Here is a 21,436-nt window from a genome sequence, read left to right as displayed (position 1 = left end):
TTATCCTCTTAGTTTATTAAAAATACTGATGTCCACCGATTTTGTATTTCGGTACATCATCGCAATGATGGCGAGACCTACAGCCACTTCCGCTGCCGCAACTACCATGATGAAAAACACAAGAATCTGTCCGTTTCCGTCACCTTTGTAGCTTGAGAATGCTGCCAAAAGTAGGTTTACCGAATTCAGCATTAGTTCCACACAACCCAAAATAATGATTGCATTTTTTCGTATCAACACGCCCAGCACACCAAGACAGAACAGCACGGAACTCAGAATAATGAAATATTCGAGCGGTACGGCCTGTATAAATGAATTTACTTCTCCCATAATTCTATAAATCTTTTTTACCGATCAATACTGCACCTACGATTCCCGCAAGAATCAGGATAGAGGCAAGCTCGAATGGCAATACATATTCGTTGAACAATAATCTGCCGAGATTTTTAGTGAGGCCGATAGATGAATCTGCACCAGTGCCGTATGTTGCGGTACTTAAACCTTTGTACGCGCCCAAGAGACCGGTGAGTAATATTCCTGCTGCAAATACGCCGATGAATTTGCTTAAATTCTGCTTCTTGCTCTCATCAGCTTTATTCAGGTTCAGCATCATCAGGATGTAAAGGAATAGAACCATGATCGCTCCGGCATATACGATGATCTGTACAATCCCCAAAAACTGCGCATTCAGCAGAATGTACATCGCGGCGATAGAAAAGAAAGTCACGATCAGCGACAAAATAGAGTAGAGCGGGTTACGCGCGAATACAAAATAGAAAGCACTGGCAAGTGCGATAGCTGATACCGCGAAAAAAATAATCTGTTCCATCTATTTTACTGCTTTTTTTTGTCTTTCACTCTGGCGGTCGGTGATATCAATTCTTTCATTGATCTTTTCTACCAGTTTGTCTTTACCGTAAATAAAACTGCCGCGGTTCAGTTCAGTATCTACCAAACGGTCTGTAAGGTAAATTGCCGATTTCGGGCAGGCTTCTTCGCACAAACCGCAGAAAATACATCGCAACATATTGATTTCGTAAACTGACGCATATTTTTCTTCACGGTAAAGGTCTTTTTCCTCGCGTGTACGTTCAGCCGCTGTCATTGTAATGGCTTCTGCAGGACACACCACGGCGCAGAGTCCACATGCGGTGCACCGCTCGCGACCTTCTTCATCACGTTTCAGCACGTGAAGTCCGCGCCAAACTTTTGCCCTCGGCTTCTCAACTTCAGGATAAGAGTAAACTTTACCTTTAGCGCCCTGAAACGCGTGTTTCATGGTGATCGCCATTCCCTTCAGGATTTCCGGGAGGTATATTTTTTCCATAAAAGTCATCTCTTTGTTCGAGACTACTTTTGATCGGTTTGTTAACTTCATATTTAATGGTTTTAGCGGTCGGCATCGGCCTACGCATTAAAACTTATTTTTATTTTAAGTGAAGAAAATAATTACAGCTGCCGTAATAACCAGGTTAGCCAAAGCTAAAGGTATTAAAGCTTTCCAGCCCAAATGCATCAGTTGGTCATAGCGGAATCTCGGGATCGTCCATCGGATCCACATAAAGATGATGATGCCTAAAATGACTTTCGAAAGCATCGCTGCGATACTTAGGATTCCGGCAATGTTTTCGCCCCAGTTATCTGTCACCCAGTTGATTCCCGGATAGTTGAATCCGCCAAAGAATAGAGTTGCGATCAGCGCATTTGAAATGAACATGTTCACATATTCACCAAACATATACTGACCGAAGTTCATCGAAGAATATTCCGTCATGTAACCGTTTACAAGTTCTGATTCACATTCAGGTAAGTCAAAGGGATGACGGTTTGTCTCGGCAAGTGCCGCAACGAAGAAAATGATGAATGCCAAAGGCTGATAGAAGATATTCCAGTTCATGCCGTCGAGCGGGATGAAGCCCCAAATATTACCTTCACCCTGCGATGACGTGATCGCATACAGGTCAAGACTTCCAGCCATCAAAATAATGGAAAGTAATGAAAGACCCATAGCGAGTTCATAAGAAATCATCTGGGAAGATGCACGGATGGCACCGATGAGTGAATATTTGTTGTTAGAAGCCCAACCCCCGATCATCATTCCGTAAACACCAATGGAAACCATTCCGATAAGGTAAAGAACACCTACATCGATGTTTGCCACCTGCACCGCGAAAGAAGTTCCGCCAATGTTCAGGCTTTTACCCCACGGAATCACCGCGCCCGTAATGAGCGACACAAACATTGTGATTGCGGGACCTAAATAGAACAGGAACCGATCGGCATTTTGAGGCACGAAACCTTCTTTGAAGAAGAGTTTACCACCATCAGCCAGAGGTTGCAGTATCCCGAAAGGACCTGCGCGGTTCGGCCCGATTCTGTCTTGAAGAGCTGCGGCCACTTTTCTTTCGCCCCACGTAGAGTAGGCTGCGATACCCATGGAAAGGGCAAAAAGCGACACAACTAAAATGATTTTAAATGTAATTACATCCATAATTTATCAAATGCGGCGGTTTTTAGTTTTATTTAAATATTTTAAACTTATTCAAAACCACCTTTTAACTTTAATTATTCCTCGTCTTTTACACTGATTTCTTTAGCGTCCGGATTATTCAAAAGATTGATCATGTTTTTCGGCTTCTCGTAATGGTTCAGCGAGATTACCGAATGGCGGTCTATATGTCGCGGTCCCTCGATCGACCAGTATTTCAGGTCTTTTCGCTCGAAGCGGCATTCGTTACAGATCCACTCTTCAATCTCATCATACTGATCTTTTCTAGCTGTAACACGGATCACTTCTTCGCCTTTCATCCAAAGCACCACTTTACCGGAACATTTCGAACATGAACATGAAGCATTTACCGGTTTTGTAAACCAAACACGCTGTGCAAATCTCGCCGTTTTATCTGTGAGGGCTCCCACAGGACAAACATCAATCACGTTTCCGATGAAATCGTTGTCTAAAGCTTTATTTAAATACGTCGAAATTTCAGCCTGCTCACCGCGGAATAGAATTCCGTGTTCACGTTCTTCGGTTAACTGATTTGCCGCCAAAACACATCTTGCACACAGGATGCAGCGGTTCATATGAAGTTTAATATAAGGACCGATATCTTCAGGCTCGAAAGTCCGTCTTTCAAATTCAGTTCTGGTACGTTCCAAACCATGCTCGTAACCCAAATCCTGAAGATGACATTCACCGGCCTGGTCGCATACCGGGCAATCGAGTGGGTGGTTGATCAGAAGGAACTCAGTCACTGCTTTTCGGGCTTCCTGCGTCTTGTCTGAAGTAAGGTTTTTCACTTCCATTCCGTCCATCACGCCGGTTCGGCAGCTAGCTACCAGTTTCGGCATTGGGCGGGGATCTGCTTCAGATCCTTTAGATACTTCTACGAGACAGGTTCGGCAACGGCCGCCACTATTCTCGAGTGGTTTATAGTAACACATCGCGGGAGGAACTGAACGTCCGCCAATCTGTCGGGCAGCTTCCAGGATAGAAGTACCCGGAGCAACCTCCGTGGTTTGCCCGTCGATGGTAATCTTAAATTTTTTTATTTCTTCGCTCATATCTTAATGCTTTAAGCGTCAGGCCTTAAGCAATCTGCTTTGTTTTAAATAATTGGTTCTGGACTTTCTGATTAAATTTTAAAAATTTAAAATCCTAACGGTTACTGTGCAGCCGATGCTACCGGAATTGGATCTGCATAGCCTGCAAGACCGTAGTTTCGGGTAAGCGCCTCCGGATTATCTATGTGCCATTCAAACTCATCGCGGAAATGACGGATAGCTGCCGCTACCGGCCATGCTGCTGCATCACCCAGAGGACAAATTGTATTTCCTTCGATTTTGCGCTGTATGTCCCAAAGTAAATCGATATCTGCCATTGTACCTTTACCGGTTTCAATATTTTTAAGGATTTTGTACATCCACGGTGTTCCTTCACGGCATGGTGTGCACTGTCCGCAGCTCTCATGAGCATAGAAGTGTGCAAGGCTCATCGTATGTTTTACGATGCACTGATCTTCGTCGAGGACGATGAATCCACCTGAACCCATCATGGTGCCGGTCGCAAAGCCACCGTCAGCCAATGATTCGTAATTCATATAACGGGGTTCGCCGTTGATTGTCTTTAATAATAAATTAGCCGGAACAATCGGAACTGAACTTCCGCCCGGAATACATGCTTTTAGTTTCTTACCGTTCGGAATTCCGCCGCAATACTCTTCGGAGTAAATGAATTCTTCCACGGTAATCGTCATGTCGATTTCATAAACGCCGGGTTTGTTGATGTTTCCACAGGCCGAAATCAATTTAGTACCGGTTGAACGTCCGACACCGATCTTAGCGTATTCAGCACCCGTAATATTGATGATTGGAACTACCGCAGCGATGGTTTCTACGTTATTTACTACCGTTGGAGATTCCCAAAGACCTTTCACAGCCGGGAATGGCGGTTTTAGTCTTGGATTACCGCGTTTGCCTTCAAGTGATTCAAGAAGTGCAGTTTCTTCACCACAAATGTAAGCTCCGGCACCACGCTGAACGTAGATTTCCAGATCATAACCTTTGCCGAGTATATTCTTACCTAAAAAGCCGGCTGCTTTCGCTTCGTCAATTGCCTGTTCCAGGATTTCCGGAATCCAGGCATATTCGCCCCGAATATAGATATACGCAGTATTCGCCCCTAGTGCGAAGGACGAAATAATCATCCCTTCGATCAGTAAATGTGGAATGAACTCCATCAGATAACGGTCTTTGAAAGTACCGGGTTCTGATTCATCTGCGTTCACTACCAGATATCTTGGGATGCCTTCGGGTTTAGCCAAAAAACTCCATTTCATACCGGTCGGGAAGCCTGCGCCACCACGTCCGCGAAGTCCGGAAGTTTTCACTTCCTCCACTATCGCATCAGGAGTCATCACAAGTGCCTTTTCTACCGCATCGTACCCGCCCTGCTTTCGGTAAACGTCGTAATGACGGATCCCTTCAATATGTGCGTCTTTAAGTAAAAGTTTTTTACTCATTTCGTTCTCAATATTAATCTAAAGCGATGGCTCCCTGGCGGCAAAGTTGCAGGATCTCATCTACCTTTTCATTAGTTAAGTGTTCGTGATAGAATTTCCCAAGCTGCATCATCGGTGCGTAACCGCATGCGCCCAGGCATTCCACTGTTTTCAGTGTGAAAAGTCCGTCTGCTGTGGTTTCACCGTTCTTGATGTTCAACGTCTCGCGGATGTGCTGAATGATTCCGTCGCTGCCGTTTACCATGCACGGGCCGGTTTGGCAAACTTCAAGAACATATTTTCCCACAGGCTTCATGTTGAACATCGTATAAAATGTCGCTACTTCATACACTTCGATAGGTTTGATGCTCAGTATTTCAGCAACGTAATCCATCACCGGCACAGCCAGCCAGCCGCCAAACTCCTTTTGCGCAATATGAAGCACCGGAATGAGTGCAGATTTTTGTTTTCCCTCGGGATATCTCGCGATAATTTTCTGTACCTGTTTTAATGTTTCAGGGTGAAAAGCTATTGTTTCGCTCATTTTTAAAGATTTTAGATTTTAGATTTTAGATTTAGATGAAATCATATTTCTAAAAATCTTATCAGTTGTATAACTTTTTATATGTAAAGACTTTGGATTAATTTAAAATTTATAATCCAAAATTTATAATTTCATTAAGCGTCAAGTTCGCCTGCGATAACGTTCATGCTGCACATGGTAACTACCGCGTCGGAGATCATTCCTCCTTTGATCATCTCCGGATATGCCTGATAATAAATAAAGCACGGACGGCGGAAATGCAGGCGGTAAGGCGTCCGGCCACCATCGCTTACCAGGTAAAAACCGAGTTCGCCGTTGCCACCTTCTACGCAGTTATAGATTTCTCCTTTTGGTACGTCTGTTTCACCCATCACAATCTTGAAGTGATAGATGAGTGCTTCCATGTTATTGTAAACATCTGCTTTTTCGGGAAGGTAGAATTCCGGTACATCGGCATGGAAAGCTCCCTCCGGAAGATTTTTATAGGCTTGGTTGATGATTTTCAAACTTTCCCAAACTTCCTGCTGACGCACCATGAAACGGTCATAAGTATCGCCGGAACTGCCTATCGGAATGATGAAATCGAAATCATTATAAGAAGAATAAGGATCTGCAACACGTACGTCGTAATCTACACCCGTCGCGCGAAGGTTCGGGCCCGTAAATCCGTAACTCAAGGCTCTTTCTGCCGAGATCGCACCTACTTTGATGGTACGGTCCATGAAAATCCGGTTTCTTTCGTTCAGGGCGCAGAACTCACCCCAGATTTTAGGGAATTTCTTAAGCCATGTTTGAAGAAGTTCGTGGAATCTCGGGCTGAAATCTCTTTCAAAACCTCCGATTCTACCCATGTTAGTGGTCATACGTGCACCGCAAACCTCTTCGTACATTTCATAGATTTTCTCTCTTTCCTGAAACAGGTAGGTAAGACCGGTGATCGCACCTGCATCCATCGCGATTACGCCGTTACAAACCATGTGGTCGGCAATGCGCGCCAGCTCCATCATGATCACACGCATATAATCGACGCGTTTTGGAACTTCGCAGCCAATCAGTTTTTCAACCGTTAGGTGCCAGCCAATATTGTTGATGGGCGCTGAACAGTAGTTCATACGGTCGGTAAGTGTCGTAATTTGGGTGAAATTCCTGCGTTCACTGATTTTCTCATAAGCGCGGTGAATATATCCGATGGTCTGCTCTGAGTGCAGGATGCGTTCGCCGTCCATCGTGAGTACATTCTGGAAAATTCCGTGTGTCGCAGGGTGCGTAGGACCTAGATTGAGGGTATAAAGTTGCCCGTCAATCTGCTCTTTCGAATCGTGCTGGTTAAGTATATTGGATAGTGCGTTGTCTTTCATAATTTTTGATCTGAGTTTTGAAATTTGAAACCGTGGATCTCAATATTCCGTATTTCAAATAATCTCTATCGGCCGAACATTTTATCATCCTTGTCCGTACGCGTGCCATCTTCCAGCCGGTATTCTTTAAGTAACGGATGGTAACCGATGTCTTCCATATTCAGGATTACGCGGAGATCCGGATGGCCTTTGAATTTAATTCCATAAAACTCAAAAGTTTCACGCTCCATCCAGTTGGCGCCGGCATAAAGATCGGTAAGGGTATCAATTTCAGCATTTTCCCTCGGCATGAAGGTTTTGATCCTCATGCGGAAGTTGGTCATCATGTTGTGAAGATGATAGATCACGCCAAGTTCTTTCTCTGGTTCACCAGGATAATGGATGCCGCAGATATCGGTAAGAAACTTGATTTCCAGGCTGGAATCGCGCAGATAGTGAATTACTTTTTTTACGTCTTCTTTCTTTATCTCTAAAGTCAAAAAGTCATAGGGTTCGGAATGTGAAATCACGGAGTCCGGAAACTCGCGTGTGATGGCTTCTAAAACAAATTCGTTGGTCATAGAGTTAAATTGATAGTGCGCAAAACTTCTAAATATACTTTACGCACGGTAATCATTCAGGCTTTTGAGCCATTTTATCTTTAGCTGATTCCGTAAGATTCAAGCAGGTGCTGATATTCCGGTGTGTCACGTCTGCGGATGCTTTCGCTCTCGCAAAGCGCCTGAACCTGCATCACACCTTCGATGATCTGCTCCGGTCTTGGCGGGCAACCCGGGACGTACACGTCAACAGGAATGATTCTGTCGATTCCCTGCAAAACAGAGTAGGTATCGAAAATACCACCACTGCTGGCACACGCGCCCACAGCGACAACCCATCTTGGCTCTGCCATTTGCGTATAAACCTGCTTCAGGACGGGACCTAATTTTTTTGAGATCGTACCGCAAACCATCAGCATATCTGCCTGCCGTGGGGAAAAGGAGTTTCTCTCCATACCAAAACGCGATGCGTCATAGGTTGGGTTAAGAACCGCCATGAATTCAATACCGCAACAGGACGTTGCAAAAGGAAGCGGCCAAAGTGAATATTTACGTGCCATGCCAATAACGCTGCTGAGTTTGGTGGCAAAGAAACCTTCGCCTTCGAAACCTTCAGGAGGTTCGGCATCCATTCTTACTACTGGTTTTGTATCTGACATTTTTAAAATGCTTTAATATTAATAAATAGGCTCTGCAGTCTTTTTTTTACTTATCCCAATCGAGGGCGCCACGTTTCCACACGTACACAAAAGCAATAAAAAACACGGAAATGAAAGTAAGAACTGCAAGAAAACCTTCAATCCCGAACTCACGCAGATTCACTGCATAAGGATAGAAAAACACAATTTCCACATCGAAGAGCACGAAAAGAATCGCGGTAAGGAAGTACTTTACCGAGAAAGGCGTACGTGCGTTTCCTTCGACATCAATCCCACACTCAAAGTTTTCGTTCTTTTTAAATGAAGAATCTTTCTGTTTTGGCCCGAGGAAATGAGTACCTGCGATGCAAAGCAATACAAAACCGAAACCTACGGCAACCTGAATGAGAATTGGAATATAATCTGCTGGAATATTCATAGGATACTATATTTTTTCAATCTACAAATTTACGAAATTAACTGCAACCATTAAAAATTTAAGCATTCAAATCTCCGCAAAAAGTGTGTAAGTACTGATTTTAAATGCAATTATCGGTCCTGCTGTTTCTTTTTGAGCTTTTGGATAAGCACATAGGCCATATAACCGATGTACAAAAACAGAAAACTGGCGAAAAGAATGTTGATAAGGTCGTTAGTGCGCTCATCCTCCACCTGGAAAAATTGGTTATAGGCAATAAATGCCAGTACCAGAACGGAGTAGATATACAATTGCTTTTTCATCCTTTTCTAATCTAAAGTAAGCGAATACGTCCTTCTGCGTTTATGATTCACCGGATTGTAGTCTTGCCACAGCAGCTGCACGCTTTTGTTTTCTTCAAGTTCCGGATTGGTTTCGGCGAATTTGATGCCCATCTTGCTGAAGCGGATAAAGATTTCCTTGAAAATGATCGCCGTCACACCGCGCCGCTGATACTCCGGATGAATGCCGATCAGGTAAAAATTTGCTCTGTCGTTTTTCTTTCCGGCCTGCAGGAAGTGCCACCAGCCGAAAGGCCAAAGTTTACCTTTAGATTTTTGTAAAGCCTTCGAGTAAGAAGGCATGGTAACCGCAAATGAAATCAGTTCGTCATTTTCATCCGTCACACAGATGACGTAATTCGCGTCGATGTACGGGAAATACTTTTCGCGGTAGGTTTGTTTTTGCTCCTCGGTAATAGGCGTGTAGGTTGAAAGCGTGTTGTAGGTCTGGTCGAGAAGCCTGAACATCGGGTCGATGTAAGGAAGAATTTCTTTTTTATTCTTAAAGCCGACCACTTTCAGATTGTATTTTTCGGCAATCAGGGTACTGAAACGGTCTACTTTCTCCGACAATACAGTGGGGAAATTCATTTCAAACTCCACCCATTCCTTTTCCTTCACCAGACCCAGGTTTTCAAGGTGCTGCGGATAGTATTCGAAATTATAAAGCCCGATCATGGTTGCCAATTTGTCAAAACCCATGGTCAACATACCCGATTTGTCAAGGTTTGTAAAACCCATCGGACCTTCTATTTTCTTAATCTGATGCTCCCGTGCGAAATCTTTAGCGGCATTGATGAGTGCTTCAGAAACTTCCGGGTCATCCACAAAATCGAGCCAGCCAAACCTCACCTTGCTGATGCCAAGCTCTTTCTCTTCTTTTCGGTTGATGATCAAAGCAATCCGACCAACAACTTTACCGGATTTCAGGGCTAAATATTTCTTTGTATCGGAATAGGCGAGGGCGGGATTTTGCGAGGGATCCCAAACGTTTTTTTCTTCGTTGATTAAAGGCGGTACGTAATTTTTGTTATTTTTGTAAAGTTCCATCGGGAAACGTACAAATCGCTCTAAATCACGGGCATTTTTTACTTCAAGTAAAGATACTTCGGGCATTGCGGTAGGTTTGTAAAAACAAAGATAATTGATTAAAACAGATATAAAAACTTTGGCATGTTTTTTACAATTGAAAGCCGAGAATTAAATTAAATTTAAAATAAAAAAATGACAGGTTATTATGTAATTATTGGGATTTCGATGCTGGTGAGTTGGCTTGTTTCTGCCCGTTTAAAATCAAAATTCGAACACTATTCTAATGTGCATCTCCGAAACGGCATGTCGGGTAAAGAAGTGGCCGAAAAAATGCTTCGCGACAACAATATCCACGATGTGAAAGTAATTTCGGTTCCCGGTCAGCTGACTGACCATTATAATCCGATGAACAAAACCGTCAACCTTTCTGAAGCCGTTTACATGCAGCGAAATGCCGCCGCAGCCGCAGTTGCTGCGCACGAATGTGGCCACGCTGTTCAGCACGCTGTCGGATACTCGATGCTGCAGCTACGGTCAAAATTGGTTCCGTTGGTGAGCATCAGTTCAAACTTAATGCAGTTTGTACTGATAGCCGGTATCGTCTTGATGACCGCGACGCAAACCATTGATAATCCGAACGGTAACACGACTGTTCTTGCAATTGGTGTCGCAATGTTCGCGGTGACGACGCTTTTCGCATTCATCACCTTGCCGGTAGAGTATGATGCCAGTAACCGCGCGATGAAGTGGCTTAAAGACACGGGAACGGTGACAACGGAAGAATTTGTTGGGGTGAAGGACTCACTTACATGGGCAGCCAGAACATATCTTGTGGCAGCGCTGGGTTCACTTGCACAACTTCTCTACTGGGCCTCAATGCTGATGGGCAGACGCGATTAAGCCAAAAACTGAAAAGAAATATTCTGCATCTCGGACAATTGTTCCGAGATGTTTTGTTTTAATGCCATTTTAAGGCTGGCTTCAATCGTGCAGTTCTCTTCAGCGCGGAAATCCAGGATCTTTGCATCAAATTTATTAAGCAAAGTGAAAATCTGATTTTGCTTTTCGAAACTGAAGTTGATCTGGACGGTAGTTTCAAGTTCTTTCGTGATTATTTCAGCTGCCTCAAGAGTTATTTTGGCTGACTCTTTATAGGTTTTGACCAATCCTGCAACGCCCAGTTTGGTTCCACCATAATATCTTACTACTACCACGAGTATGTTTGTGACTTCGTGCGCAAGCAGTTGGTTGTAAATTGGCAATCCGGCGCTTCCGGAGGGTTCACCGTCATCGTTCGCACGGTAATTTTCGCCATTGAGGCCAAGACGGAAAGCATAGCAATGATGCGTGGCTTTCGGATGTAAGGTTTTGATGTGATCTAATTCTTTTTTCAGGTCAGCCTCATTGTCAACCGGAAATGCAAAACCGATGAACTTGCTTCCCTTTTCTTTCAGCAGGATGTCGGTGACGGGCGCGGCGATTGTTTTATAGTCAACTTTCAAGACGCAGAATTTTTATAATAATCAACTACATTGTCATCTAAAATAGCTGTCCTTACTATTTCCGCCGCGATTGTGGGTGCTTTCGTGCCGTTTTCAAGTTTAAGGTTTTCGTTTTTAATGATGATTGCTTCATCCCACAAATTGGCATCGATGAATTGCTGGAGCGTAAAGCGGCCACCTTCGATGATCACCGACTGGATCTGCATTTCGTATAATTTTTCGAGCATCTGCCCCGGCATTTCATCTTTCGGGATTTTGATAAAACGCAAATTACCTTCGTCCGCGTCTTTTATTCCGTTAAAAACAATGGTTTGCGAATCGTTATTAAATATTGTACAGCTGCCCGGAACTTTTAAATCAAAATCAATCAGAATCCGTATCGGATTTCGGCCCACAATTTCGCGTGTGGTGAGCGACGGATTATCGGTAAGCGCCGTGTTCGTTCCAACTAATATCGCGTGTTCGCGGCTTCTCAGCGTATGCACAAACTGCTTCGTGAGCGGATTTCCGATTTGGGTGGCTTTAAAATCTTTATCCAAAAAACCGTCGCCGGATTGGGCCCATTTCAGCATAATATAAGGTCTTTTCTTTTGATGAAAAGTGAAAAAGCGTTTGTTGAGTTCCTGACATTCTTTCCCCAAAATTCCTGAGACGACTTCTATACCGGCATCTTCAATGATTTTCCGGCCTTGGCCATTCACTTTTTCATGAGGATCCAGCGTGCCGATCACGACTTTCTTAAAACCTGCGGAAACCAGTTTTTCCGCGCACGGCGGTGTCTTGCCATAGTGGGAGCAGGGTTCGAGCGAAACATAAATCGTAGATTCATGCAGCAGCTCAGGATTTTTTACCGAATTGATCGCATTGATCTCGGCGTGCGGCCCGCCAGCTCTTTTGTGATAACCTTCGCCAATAATTTCATCATTAAATACAATCACGCTGCCGACCAATGGGTTCGGATAGGTCTGTCCAAAGGCATTTTCCGCCAACTGTATGCAGCGCTGCATATACATTTCGTCTTTCGTCATCTGATTCTAACTAAAAAAGCCCGACTGATGCCGGGCCGTAAATTATTGCATACTCTAATTATTTCCCGTGCGGAGCACCACTAATTCCGGGATTTTATACTCTATCAGGCTAAGCATTAATTGGTCGCGCTGTTTTGCGAGCGCTTTGGCTGCAGATTTCGGGTCGCCGTAAATTCTTTTGGCGTACGCTAAAATAAGGAAGTTTTTCGCGGTTCCGTTGTTGTAAGGCTTGAAACGGTAGATGTTGTATTCTACGAACGCGTCGCCTTTATCGGGCATTTCAGATATAAAATAATCAACCACAAACTCGCTGCCGTCCGGACTTTCAGTTACGTTCACTTTCGCCAACCTGTCTGTTTCTGCCCGTTTTTGAATGGATTCCACTTTTTGTCTTACGGCCAGTTCCAGATCGATTTCCTTAGTGAAATAAGAAAAATCGAGGATTTGGTTGAAGTCTTCAATTCGCTCGTCGCGCGGCATATATTGCTGGCGAAGCAGTGTCTTTGATGCTTCTTTGCTCCAGGAAAGGAAAAATTCAGTTCCATCCAGCTCGATTGGGCCTGGAATTGAGAGCAAATCCCGCGGTTCCTGTGCATTTATGCTGACAAATGTGCTTATAAATATCGCAAACAGCAGTCTTTTAAACATATCAGATTTTATTGATTTTCGCCGGCCAGAATGTTGTGAAGGCTTTGTTTCATGCTTTCGAGCTGCACTTTTTTATCATCGATTTTTTCAAAAGTCTCTTTAAGTAACGGATTTTCGCGTGTTGGGTTGCTGAAGAAACCGAGGTTGTTTTCCATTTTCACGATTTCCGCTTCGAGGTCAGCGATCTGATTTTTAATCTTACGCGCTTTGTCTGTCAGCTGGTTTTCCGAAAGTCCTTCTTCTTTCAGGTCGTATTCGTGGATTTTGTTGAGTTTCATTTTCTCGCGAAGCACTTTGTTAAACTCGGTGTTGATGCTAAGCTTTTCGCGCGGGACTTTTCCTGTGTTGTTCCAGGTGGTCTTGATCTGCTCAATCTTTTCTACGCTGCCTTCTTCGTCTGTGATTTCTTTTAGCTCATCCAGCAGTTGCTTTTTCCTCTTATAATTTTCCTTCCAGTTATCGTTCGTGGCGTTGTTTTTCTCGCGGTAGTTGTTAAAGAATGTGTTGCACGCATCGCGGAAATCGTCCCAGACTTTATTGGTCATGCTGCGCGGTACGTGTCCGATCTGTTTCCAGTCTTCCTGCAGTTTTTTGAATAGCGGAACTGCGGTCTCCCAATCTTCGGAAAGGCTGTTGTCTTTGGCGGTTTGGATCAGTTGCAGTTTTTTCTCCAGATTCGTGTGCTGCGAAGTTTTCAGGCTCTTGTAAAATTCGTTCTTGGCCGAATTGAAGTTTTTAAGCTGAACTTTGAACTCATTCCAGTTTTGGTTTGAAATTTTTCGTGGAACGCTGCCAATCTTCAGAAACTCGCTTCGCAGGTCTTCTATTTTTTTGATGGCGTTTTGCCAGTAGCTGTGGTTCGGTTCCTTCTCAGGCTTCGCCAGTTTTTTAAGCTCCTCAATGATTTTATTCTTCTTCTCGAGGTTTTCATTTTGCTCCGTTTCTATCTGTGCGGAAAGTTCCGACTTGCGGTCATGGATCTTGTTTGAGATCTCTTTAAACATCTCCCAGGTTTTCTCACGGAATTCCTCAGCAACTGGTTCGGCTTCCTCTTTCCAGAGTTTATGCAGATACTGCAGTTCATTGAGTGCTTTTTGCACGGCCGGTTCTTCCTGCAGCTGCTTTGCCCGATCAATGATGTGATGTCTTTTTTCTAAATTATGTGCGAACTCCTGCTCCAGATATTCCTTGTTCATATCCAGCATTTGGTAAAACTGGTTCAGATGATGGAAATAGTTGTTATTCAGGATTTTAAATTCAGATTTTGCTACCTGACCCGCGTTTTTCCAGGCATCCTTTATTTCGCGGATGGCTTTGAAAAGATTGGTGCCGGCTTCTGTGTTGGTGTAGAGCGCCTTTAATTTTTCAATGATATCCTGTCTTTCCAAAAGGTTTGCGGCGTGCTGCTCGTCCTGTTTCCGTGTGAACGCATTATTTTTCTCGCGAAACTGATTCGTTAAAGCTGATAATCTGCCCTGCTCCGGATGAGTGAAGCTGAATTCTGCCGACTCGTCTTCTTTTTCCTTAAAAATTTTCTTCTCGTCTTCACTTTCGTGATGAATCAGCTTATGCGCCTGGTCTTTAAGTTGGTTGAATTTTTTGAATTCTGCGCCTGCATCGTCTTTAGATACGATATTCTGCATTTCATCCAAAATCTCATTCAGGTTCAGATGGGAGATTTCATCGGGTTCTTCCGCCACGTGATCTTCTTCAGCATCAATTGTCTGAGTAGCTGTGTTTTCAGTTTCCGAATTTAAAACTTGATCGTCAGAAACAGACTCTTCATCAGTTTGAGGTGCCGAACTTTCGGTCTCACCAGTTTCTGAAGAATCTGAATATTCTGAATGGCCTGTTGCTTCTGTTTTATCGCGTTCCTGCTCTACAAGTCTTGACGAAACCGCAACTTCCGCCGGATTCGTCCCTGTTTCCGGAGAATCTTCGGCCTGTCCGGACGCGGCGTCGACGCCATAAGCGGTTTTATTATCGATGTGACCGTCAGCGTTCCCAGCGTCCTGAGGCTTTTTATTTGGTTGGTCAGAGACTGAATCTTCTGTTATCATGGCAGTGTCATTAGGGTTTATTGAAGCCGAAGCCTCATATCATTTGTGTATCAGTGCACTAAATTAATTAAATTTTTTTTATTTAACGGTTCCAAATTTCCCACGCTTTTTCGGCCTGTTGCTCAAGCATGTACAGACCATTAACCGTTTTCGCACCTTGGCGTGCCGCATTTCTGATGAATGCGGTTTCTGACGGATTGTAAATCAGGTCGATCACCAGATGCCGCTCTGTAAGCGACCCGAAAGGAAATGGTACGAAATCCTCAACATTGGGGAAGGTGCCGACCGGGGTGCACTGTACGATCAGAAGATGTTCTGTCACGGTTTCCGGACTTATATTTTCAAAATTCTGTTCTGATTTCCTGCTGACGGTTATAAAATCAATTCCATTTTGGCTTAAGACGTACTGTACAGCTTTTGCGGCGCCGCCGTTGCCCAGGATGATCGCTGACCGGTGATTTGCATTTCGGTGGAGCAGAAGAGTTTTCTCAAAACCGAATACATCGGTATTGTAACCGGTTTTTATATTGTTTTTAATAGAGATACAGTTCACGGCGCCGGTTTGGCGCGCTTCATCACTCAATTCGTCGAGCAGAGGAATTATTTTTTCTTTGAATGGAATCGTGACATTCAGGCCCCGGAGATTCGGTTTCTCAAAAAGCGTTTGTACCTCTGCGATATCCTGTAAATCATAAAGTTCATAGGCATGATCCTTCAGCATCAGCCGCTGAAATTTGTTTTCGAAGTATCTTTTTGAGAATGAATAGGAGATGTTTTTGCCAATGAGGCCGAATGCGGTCTTTTCCATCATTCAAAAATAGAAAACGGTTTACTCGGACACAACTGTTTTTCGTATTATGATGAGCAACAGCTGATGTTTTTTGATAATCCTCCTATTTCTGCAGTCTGAAAAAATAGCCCTAAAGTGGTATTGATTCGCCTAAGGTCACTGGTGTACATTTGCTTAAAACCTTAAAACCTTAAAACAATGAAGAAAACTTTATCAGCTTTTGTTGTGCTGGCCTTTGCCGGTCTCAATGCGCAATCACTTGACAACTCTTTCGGTGCGAACGGTACTTACACGCATCTGGATCTGATGAGCTATTTTGAGGCGGCCGAGCTTCCCGACGGCAACGTGCTTCTTAGTGGCGACAGGTATATTGAGGATTTAAATATCGCGCAGGCCAAAATGGTGAAAATGAAACCTGACGGAAGTATTGATACCTCATTTGGAACGGGCGGAAGTTTTGTGATTGATCAGTATGCCGGCATGGACTATTACGAAGCATTTTCACAGGCTTATCCATTGCCGGACGGAAAAATTCTGACACTGTACGGTTCTGAATACGACAACGGAATTGACCAGAGCGTCATTTCATTCCGAATGCTGCGCCTGAATGCCAACGGAACGGTGGATAACACTTTCACAGGCTATCAGCAGAGCAATATAGCGGAAGAGGATGCGCCATATGGTCTGATTCCATTACCTTCTTCAAAATTTTTGATCTATGGTGGCGATTATATCATGAGATTTAATCAGAATGGAACATTGGACACAACATACGGAAATAACGGTGTGAGATCATTCAGTGTTGATGTGGAAGAAATTAATCGGATAGGCAATGCCCTATATCTTCACGATTACTTAAGTAACAGGCTGATAAAACTCGATAACGAAAGTTCCACCAATACCACCATTTTCAATTTAGCTCAGGGTTCCTATGTGCATTTCAGCGGAAACAATATTTTCATTGAAGATCCGAACAACAAAATCATAAAGCTGAATGCAGATTTGCTGCCTGTAAGCAACTTTGGAGTTAACGGAACGGCAACTTATCAGGATTTTGTGGGCAGCAACTTTGTATTTCAGCCCGGCGGCAGCATCATCGCGGAAAATATTGATTATATCTACGACGGAAACAACAATACCATTGGTTATAACAAAAACTTCCGCCGCATCAATCCAAATGGTTCGCTGGATACCAGTTTTGGCACTGCGAGTGTTTATACCCTGTATGTTCCGGAAAGCGCGCCGTACTCACCGTGGAGTGACCAGTTCCTGCACAGCAACGGCAAACTTTACCACGTTTTTTATGACAAAGAAGCGGATGTAGCCAATGCAACACTGTATCTGAAACGCAGTAATTTACCTGCGGAATTGCTTGCTGTAAGTGACCAGACTGCAGGTTCTACATTGCGGATCGTACAGAATCCGGTAAAAGACCGGCTGCTTCTAAGCGAACCGGTAAGCCAGGCGAAGATTTACGATTTGAGCGGCAGAGCCACCGAAATTGTTTTTGAAGGGAGTGAAAGTGCGGTGAACAGCCTTAAAGCGGGTGTTTATATGCTGAATGCTACATCGAGAACGGGCAAAACAGTAACGCTTAAGTTCATTAAAAAATAGGAACATATTAATTAAATGATCAGAATATCCGCTTCTTTAGAGAGGCGGATTTTTTTTGATTATTTCAGCTAAGATGTTGGTTAAATATTAAAACAAAAAAAGACCAGCTAGCGCCGGTCTTATTATTTAAAATCTAAATGATTTACTGCACGATGAATTTGGTGCTGCTGCTTCCGGCTTTCAGGATATACACACCTTTTGGTAAGTTCTGAAGTGAAATCTTCGATGTGTTTTTGAACGGTTGGCTGACAGACTGAACCAGCTTTCCGGTAAGATCAAAGATCTGTACCTGCGCAACCTCATTAAGATTCTCGCCTTTAACGTTGATCTCACCATTTTTCACAGGATTCGGGAAAACCTGCAGTCCACCTGTTTTTACTTCTGTTTCGCCTGTTGCGAGTGTTGAAGTCCAGATCATCGTTACGTATTCCGGGTGATCAATATAAGGGTTTCGGTTGCCTTGGTACGTGTATGCATAGTTGTTTCGGTCAATTTCCTTTTGCGAAACAGGATCATTCTGGTGCCACTGGAGCAAAAGATTGATATACCACTGATCGAAACCGCGGTCTGATGAACCATCCTGCGGGTTATTCGCGTCGGTGTGTTTGAAGCTTGCAAGTCTGTCCTGGTAGCGGGTGATAAAATAAAGCAGACTTCGTGCGATGTCACCTTTGAATTCATTGATAGGCTCAAATACAGTTCCGTTGTAACCCGGGAAGTTGCTTGTGCCGAGTTTCGAACCGTTAGTTGATGTCCAGCTTACGCTTCCTACTGTACCGAAAGGGTAGTTGCTGCGTTTACCGTTCACATAGCCATCGGTAGGGAAGATGTGGAGGTAGTCACTTTTCATCGGCGCGTTCTCATTGAAAAATCCCTGTGGAAAAACGTGCTCGCGGTTGTAGCATACGCCTTCACCGTTGTAGTTTCCGCACTCCTTCTGTCCCGGAATCCAGTTGTAAGCATCCGGCCCGTTGGGTTTTTCCGAGTAAATGTCGAGGATTGTGTTGTCATTTTCATAATACTTATCCAGGTCACCTACTTTGTATGCGTCAAGCAAAGCATTGTAGCCATTGTCACGGTGACCGGCTTTTACGATCTGGTGCAGCTGTGTTTTCAGGGCGTATCCGGTACCGGTTGCCGTATTATAATATCCGTTTGGGATTTGCGCCGTTGCGAAGCCTGCAATGAAGAGCGCAATTTGAAAATATAGTAACTTTTTCATATCAGTTATTGATTAAAAATTAGGGGTGTAAAGGTAAAGAAAAATTAGGAACGGTAAACTTTTACTTTTGAGTGGAATAGGTAGTGTTTACCTTGGAAAAAAACCAGGATACCGCTACACCGAAAACCGCTGCCGTACCGGCGACAATAAAGTAATTCACCGGAAGAATGCGCACCGGAAATGCCAGGTCTGTGCCTGCACCGGCCTTGAAAAATCCGGTTTCGATCTGCACATAGCTCAGTACAGTCCCCAGCAGCAAACCACTCAGGATACCAAAGGCTACAATGAGAATTCCGGTATAGAAGTAAATATTTCTAAGTGATCTCTGATTCAAACCTAACGAAATCAATGATTTCGCCTGCTCCTTTTTGTCGAGCTGAAGGATGATGATCGCGCCGGCCAGATTGAAGGTGGTGATAAAAATCACCAGTGCGAAGATCAGGTAGATGAACAGTTTTTCGGTATTGATCATCTTCCAGAAGGCCGCATTTTCTTCAGATTTGGTGGTAAGGACGTACTTACTTCCCAATTTTTGCTGCAGAGCGCTTTTCACGGCTTGCGCTTCGTCGGCATTTTTAAGTTTAATGACGATTTGGTAAGCCGAATTCTTAGGCAGTTCCAGCAGTTCGCGTGTCAGTTCGATGGGTGATATCACCGTGTTGTCGAGCTGGTCGTTGCCCGGAAAAACACCGGACACAAAGATGTCGCGCTTGTTGAAGATATCCTCCTCCTTACTGATGATTCCGGTGCCGGGTTTGGGCATCATCAGGTTGGCCACGTCCGAACTTTCGCCTACCGGAATGCTCAGCCGGTTGTCGAGCTTGTTTTCAAGCAGTACTTCGTTCGAATATTTAAAACTCGGGTAAGAGCCGTAGAAAATATTTTTGTCAATCGGATTCACCAGTACATAAGCCGAATCTACGCCGCGCAGATTGGCTATATCGCCGTTCTCGCGGAAATTGATGTACACTTTTTCTTCAATGACCTTTGAGAAATGCGCGATCTTCGGTTCAGACGCCAGCACTTTTGCAGCCTTCTGAATTTCCGGTATAGTTTTCCCCGACTTGCTTTTGAGGGTAAGATCAGCGTGCAGGTTCGCAATCAGGTCCTGGTTTAGGTCCTCCAGGCCCGAAAACACCGAGATGATGATGAACATCGCGGTGGCAGCCACCGTCATCGCCAGTGCCGCGAGCCACGTGATGAACGTCACGGCGGTACTGCCTTTCTTGGCCAAAAGGTAGCGCGTCGCGATATAGAACGGCGTGTTTTTCAAGAGTTGTGGAGGTTTATAGAATCGGGTTGTCGCCTTCGCCTTTCAGTTCTTTCTCTATTTTTTCCACATCGTCCAGCGTGGTGTCGAGGTAGAAATTCAGGTCCGGAATGATACGCACCTGCTTGCCCATTTTCTGGCCCAGGAAGTTGCGGTAGGTAGATTTGTTCACCTCAATCTCCTTCATGATCGCGCTTCGCAGAGCCGGCGGAAAAATGCTGAGATATACCTTGGCAATACTCAGGTCGGCCGTGATCTTCACATCAGAGACGGTGACCAGAAAGTTCTGCTTGCTGTCAGACGCCTGTTTGCGGAAGAGTTCAGCCATGTCCTGCTGTATAATCTGGGCTACTTTTCTTTGTCTGTTGCTTTCGTTCATGGTGCAAATTTAGTATTTTTGTTTTGAAATATTTGGGCGTGTCCTTTTTTCGCCAGTGCCCTTGCCAGCCGCGGAAAAAGGCCGGTCTGCGTGCAGTCGCTTTTTTGCTTCCGCGTGTCCGCGGCCGCAAAAAGAGTTCCGACAATGCACTCCGCCCTCACGCGGGTGACTGTATAAAAACAAAAAGCATTTATGAAAATAGAACATATCGGCATCGCCGTCAATTCCCTCGGCTCTTCCGATGATTTGTTTGAGCGTCTGCTCGGAAAGAAAAATTATAAGCAGGAATCGGTTGCGCGGGAAGGCGTCACCACCTCGTTTTATGAGGTCGGCGAAAGCAAGGTTGAACTGTTGGAAGCCAGCAATGACGACAGTCCCATTGCCAAATTCCTGAAAAAAAAAGGGGAGGGCATCCATCACATTGCATTCGGTGTAGATGACATTTATGCTGAGATTGAAAGACTTAAAAAAGAGGGGTTCATCTTCATCTCCGAAGAACCGAAAGACGGCGCGGACAATAAACTGGTGGTTTTCCTGCATCCGAAGTCCACAAATGGCGTCCTGATCGAATTATGCCAGGAAAAAGCCTGAAAAATATTTTGGTAATCTACAAAAAAAAAGCTTATTTTTGCACCTCATAAAAACAGCCGGGATACATCCTGATGTTTTTGGCCTTGTAACTCAGCTGGTTAGAGTAGCTGACTCATAATCAGCAAGTCCTTGGTTCGAGCCCAAGCTGGGCCACAACCGTTCCGCATATTGCGGAGCGGTTTTTTTTTGCTTTCAGGGCTGGTTAGTTGCTGTCGTTCCATTCAATAATCTCGCGAAATCGGGATGAATACGCTTCCAGGACGCGATGCAGTGTTCGGCCAGTTCATGCTTATGCTGTCCGCCAAACCAGCAGTAATGTATTTTTTTGGGAATCATTGTGAAATTTTGGATTGTAAATTTTGGATTTTGGATGGGTGGGTGCAAAGAGTGGACCTAAGTTAAAAATATACTATTAGCATCCGTTGTTCGCTAAGGTAATTGTATTCGTTTCACATCCACTCA

Annotated in this window: 25 protein-coding genes and 1 tRNA gene; 4 read left to right on the top strand and 22 right to left on the bottom strand. The window is 44.3% G+C overall.

Annotated features, from left to right (window positions below):
* The 13 genes from nuoK to QEP06_RS03740 all read right to left on the bottom strand — a co-directional run bounded on the left by nuoK (position 1) and on the right by QEP06_RS03740 (position 9,954).
* Positions 1-330, bottom strand: a complete 330-nt coding sequence (gene nuoK, locus QEP06_RS03800; RefSeq protein WP_251832979.1) for an NADH-quinone oxidoreductase subunit NuoK — start codon at positions 328-330, stop codon at positions 1-3.
* A gap of 4 nt (positions 331-334) precedes the next feature.
* Entirely contained in the window at positions 335-829 is a 495-nt protein-coding gene (locus tag QEP06_RS03795; protein ID WP_251832980.1) for an NADH-quinone oxidoreductase subunit J family protein, read from the bottom strand.
* A complete protein-coding gene (locus tag QEP06_RS03790) occupies positions 830-1,378 on the bottom strand; it encodes a NuoI/complex I 23 kDa subunit family protein (RefSeq protein ID WP_285269125.1) in 549 nt (182 codons plus the stop codon).
* 54 nt (positions 1,379-1,432) lie between these two features.
* Entirely contained in the window at positions 1,433-2,491 is a 1,059-nt protein-coding gene (gene nuoH / locus QEP06_RS03785) for an NADH-quinone oxidoreductase subunit NuoH (RefSeq protein ID WP_251832982.1), read from the bottom strand.
* 74 nt (positions 2,492-2,565) lie between these two features.
* Entirely contained in the window at positions 2,566-3,564 is a 999-nt protein-coding gene (locus tag QEP06_RS03780; RefSeq protein WP_251832983.1) for an NADH-quinone oxidoreductase subunit G, read from the bottom strand.
* Between the two features lie 101 nt (positions 3,565-3,665).
* A complete protein-coding gene (gene nuoF / locus QEP06_RS03775) occupies positions 3,666-5,021 on the bottom strand; it encodes an NADH-quinone oxidoreductase subunit NuoF (protein ID WP_285269124.1) in 1,356 nt (451 codons plus the stop codon).
* Positions 5,022-5,034: 13 nt separating this feature from the next.
* Entirely contained in the window at positions 5,035-5,544 is a 510-nt protein-coding gene (locus QEP06_RS03770) for an NADH-quinone oxidoreductase subunit NuoE family protein (protein WP_285269123.1), read from the bottom strand.
* A 134-nt stretch (positions 5,545-5,678) separates the two neighbouring features.
* The gene (locus tag QEP06_RS03765; RefSeq protein WP_285269122.1) at positions 5,679-6,902 is read right to left on the bottom strand and encodes an NADH-quinone oxidoreductase subunit D; all 1,224 of its coding nucleotides are present in this window, start codon (positions 6,900-6,902) and stop codon (positions 5,679-5,681) included.
* 65 nt (positions 6,903-6,967) lie between these two features.
* Complete coding sequence (locus tag QEP06_RS03760) at positions 6,968-7,462, bottom strand: NADH-quinone oxidoreductase subunit C (protein WP_251832987.1); 495 nt, start codon at positions 7,460-7,462, stop codon at positions 6,968-6,970.
* A gap of 80 nt (positions 7,463-7,542) precedes the next feature.
* Positions 7,543-8,100: an NADH-quinone oxidoreductase subunit B gene (locus QEP06_RS03755; protein ID WP_251832988.1), complete on the bottom strand. Its 558-nt coding sequence runs from the start codon at positions 8,098-8,100 to the stop codon at positions 7,543-7,545.
* A gap of 46 nt (positions 8,101-8,146) precedes the next feature.
* Positions 8,147-8,518: an NADH-quinone oxidoreductase subunit A gene (locus tag QEP06_RS03750; RefSeq protein ID WP_251832989.1), complete on the bottom strand. Its 372-nt coding sequence runs from the start codon at positions 8,516-8,518 to the stop codon at positions 8,147-8,149.
* Positions 8,519-8,628: 110 nt separating this feature from the next.
* Positions 8,629-8,820 (bottom strand): hypothetical protein, encoded by a 192-nt coding sequence (locus QEP06_RS03745; RefSeq protein ID WP_251832990.1) that lies wholly within the window; start codon positions 8,818-8,820, stop codon positions 8,629-8,631.
* A 6-nt stretch (positions 8,821-8,826) separates the two neighbouring features.
* Complete coding sequence (locus tag QEP06_RS03740) at positions 8,827-9,954, bottom strand: GNAT family N-acetyltransferase (RefSeq protein WP_285269121.1); 1,128 nt, start codon at positions 9,952-9,954, stop codon at positions 8,827-8,829.
* A 108-nt stretch (positions 9,955-10,062) separates the two neighbouring features.
* Between QEP06_RS03740 and QEP06_RS03735 the strand changes: the two genes are divergently transcribed.
* Positions 10,063-10,770, top strand: a complete 708-nt coding sequence (locus QEP06_RS03735) for a zinc metallopeptidase (RefSeq protein ID WP_285269120.1) — start codon at positions 10,063-10,065, stop codon at positions 10,768-10,770.
* On the opposite strand, the gene QEP06_RS03730 is transcribed toward QEP06_RS03735, so the two are convergent.
* The 5 genes from QEP06_RS03730 to QEP06_RS03710 all read right to left on the bottom strand — a co-directional run bounded on the left by QEP06_RS03730 (position 10,767) and on the right by QEP06_RS03710 (position 15,916).
* Complete coding sequence (locus QEP06_RS03730) at positions 10,767-11,372, bottom strand: IMPACT family protein (RefSeq protein WP_285269119.1); 606 nt, start codon at positions 11,370-11,372, stop codon at positions 10,767-10,769. The two genes, QEP06_RS03735 and QEP06_RS03730, sit on opposite strands and share 4 nt — an antisense overlap.
* On the bottom strand, positions 11,369-12,400 hold the full coding sequence (gene ribD / locus QEP06_RS03725; protein ID WP_285269118.1) for a bifunctional diaminohydroxyphosphoribosylaminopyrimidine deaminase/5-amino-6-(5-phosphoribosylamino)uracil reductase RibD: 1,032 nt from the start codon (positions 12,398-12,400) through the stop codon (positions 11,369-11,371). The genes QEP06_RS03730 and ribD overlap by 4 nt, the downstream gene beginning before the upstream one ends.
* Before the next feature lie 54 nt (positions 12,401-12,454).
* Positions 12,455-13,048: a hypothetical protein gene (locus QEP06_RS03720; protein ID WP_285269117.1), complete on the bottom strand. Its 594-nt coding sequence runs from the start codon at positions 13,046-13,048 to the stop codon at positions 12,455-12,457.
* 8 nt (positions 13,049-13,056) lie between these two features.
* Positions 13,057-15,108, bottom strand: a complete 2,052-nt coding sequence (locus tag QEP06_RS03715) for a DUF349 domain-containing protein (protein WP_285269116.1) — start codon at positions 15,106-15,108, stop codon at positions 13,057-13,059.
* Positions 15,109-15,190: 82 nt separating this feature from the next.
* Complete coding sequence (locus QEP06_RS03710) at positions 15,191-15,916, bottom strand: shikimate dehydrogenase family protein (RefSeq protein WP_285269115.1); 726 nt, start codon at positions 15,914-15,916, stop codon at positions 15,191-15,193.
* A gap of 180 nt (positions 15,917-16,096) precedes the next feature.
* Here QEP06_RS03710 and QEP06_RS03705 point away from each other — a divergent pair, with 180 nt between their 5' ends.
* Positions 16,097-17,512, top strand: a complete 1,416-nt coding sequence (locus tag QEP06_RS03705; RefSeq protein ID WP_285269114.1) for a T9SS type A sorting domain-containing protein — start codon at positions 16,097-16,099, stop codon at positions 17,510-17,512.
* Positions 17,513-17,654: 142 nt separating this feature from the next.
* On the opposite strand, the gene QEP06_RS03700 is transcribed toward QEP06_RS03705, so the two are convergent.
* The 3 genes from QEP06_RS03700 to rbfA all read right to left on the bottom strand — a co-directional run bounded on the left by QEP06_RS03700 (position 17,655) and on the right by rbfA (position 20,383).
* Positions 17,655-18,734, bottom strand: a complete 1,080-nt coding sequence (locus QEP06_RS03700) for an endonuclease (protein WP_285269113.1) — start codon at positions 18,732-18,734, stop codon at positions 17,655-17,657.
* Between the two features lie 61 nt (positions 18,735-18,795).
* Positions 18,796-20,007 (bottom strand): ABC transporter permease, encoded by a 1,212-nt coding sequence (locus QEP06_RS03695; RefSeq protein ID WP_285269112.1) that lies wholly within the window; start codon positions 20,005-20,007, stop codon positions 18,796-18,798.
* Positions 20,008-20,020: 13 nt separating this feature from the next.
* The gene (rbfA, locus tag QEP06_RS03690; protein WP_251833000.1) at positions 20,021-20,383 is read right to left on the bottom strand and encodes a 30S ribosome-binding factor RbfA; all 363 of its coding nucleotides are present in this window, start codon (positions 20,381-20,383) and stop codon (positions 20,021-20,023) included.
* A gap of 192 nt (positions 20,384-20,575) precedes the next feature.
* Between rbfA and mce the strand changes: the two genes are divergently transcribed.
* Together mce and QEP06_RS03680 are read left to right on the top strand one after the other, a co-directional pair.
* The gene (gene mce, locus QEP06_RS03685) at positions 20,576-20,974 is read left to right on the top strand and encodes a methylmalonyl-CoA epimerase (RefSeq protein WP_285269111.1); all 399 of its coding nucleotides are present in this window, start codon (positions 20,576-20,578) and stop codon (positions 20,972-20,974) included.
* Positions 20,975-21,053: 79 nt separating this feature from the next.
* Positions 21,054-21,127 (top strand) — tRNA-Ile (locus tag QEP06_RS03680).
* A gap of 39 nt (positions 21,128-21,166) precedes the next feature.
* On the opposite strand, the gene QEP06_RS03675 is transcribed toward QEP06_RS03680, so the two are convergent.
* A complete protein-coding gene (locus QEP06_RS03675) occupies positions 21,167-21,310 on the bottom strand; it encodes a glycosyltransferase family 32 protein (protein WP_285269110.1) in 144 nt (47 codons plus the stop codon).
* Positions 21,311-21,436 lie beyond the last annotated feature (126 nt).

The sequence above is a fragment of the Kaistella rhinocerotis genome (genome assembly GCF_030243905.1).
Lineage (GTDB): Bacteria > Bacteroidota > Bacteroidia > Flavobacteriales > Weeksellaceae > Kaistella > Kaistella rhinocerotis.
This window is presented reverse-complemented; position numbering and strand designations above follow the sequence as displayed.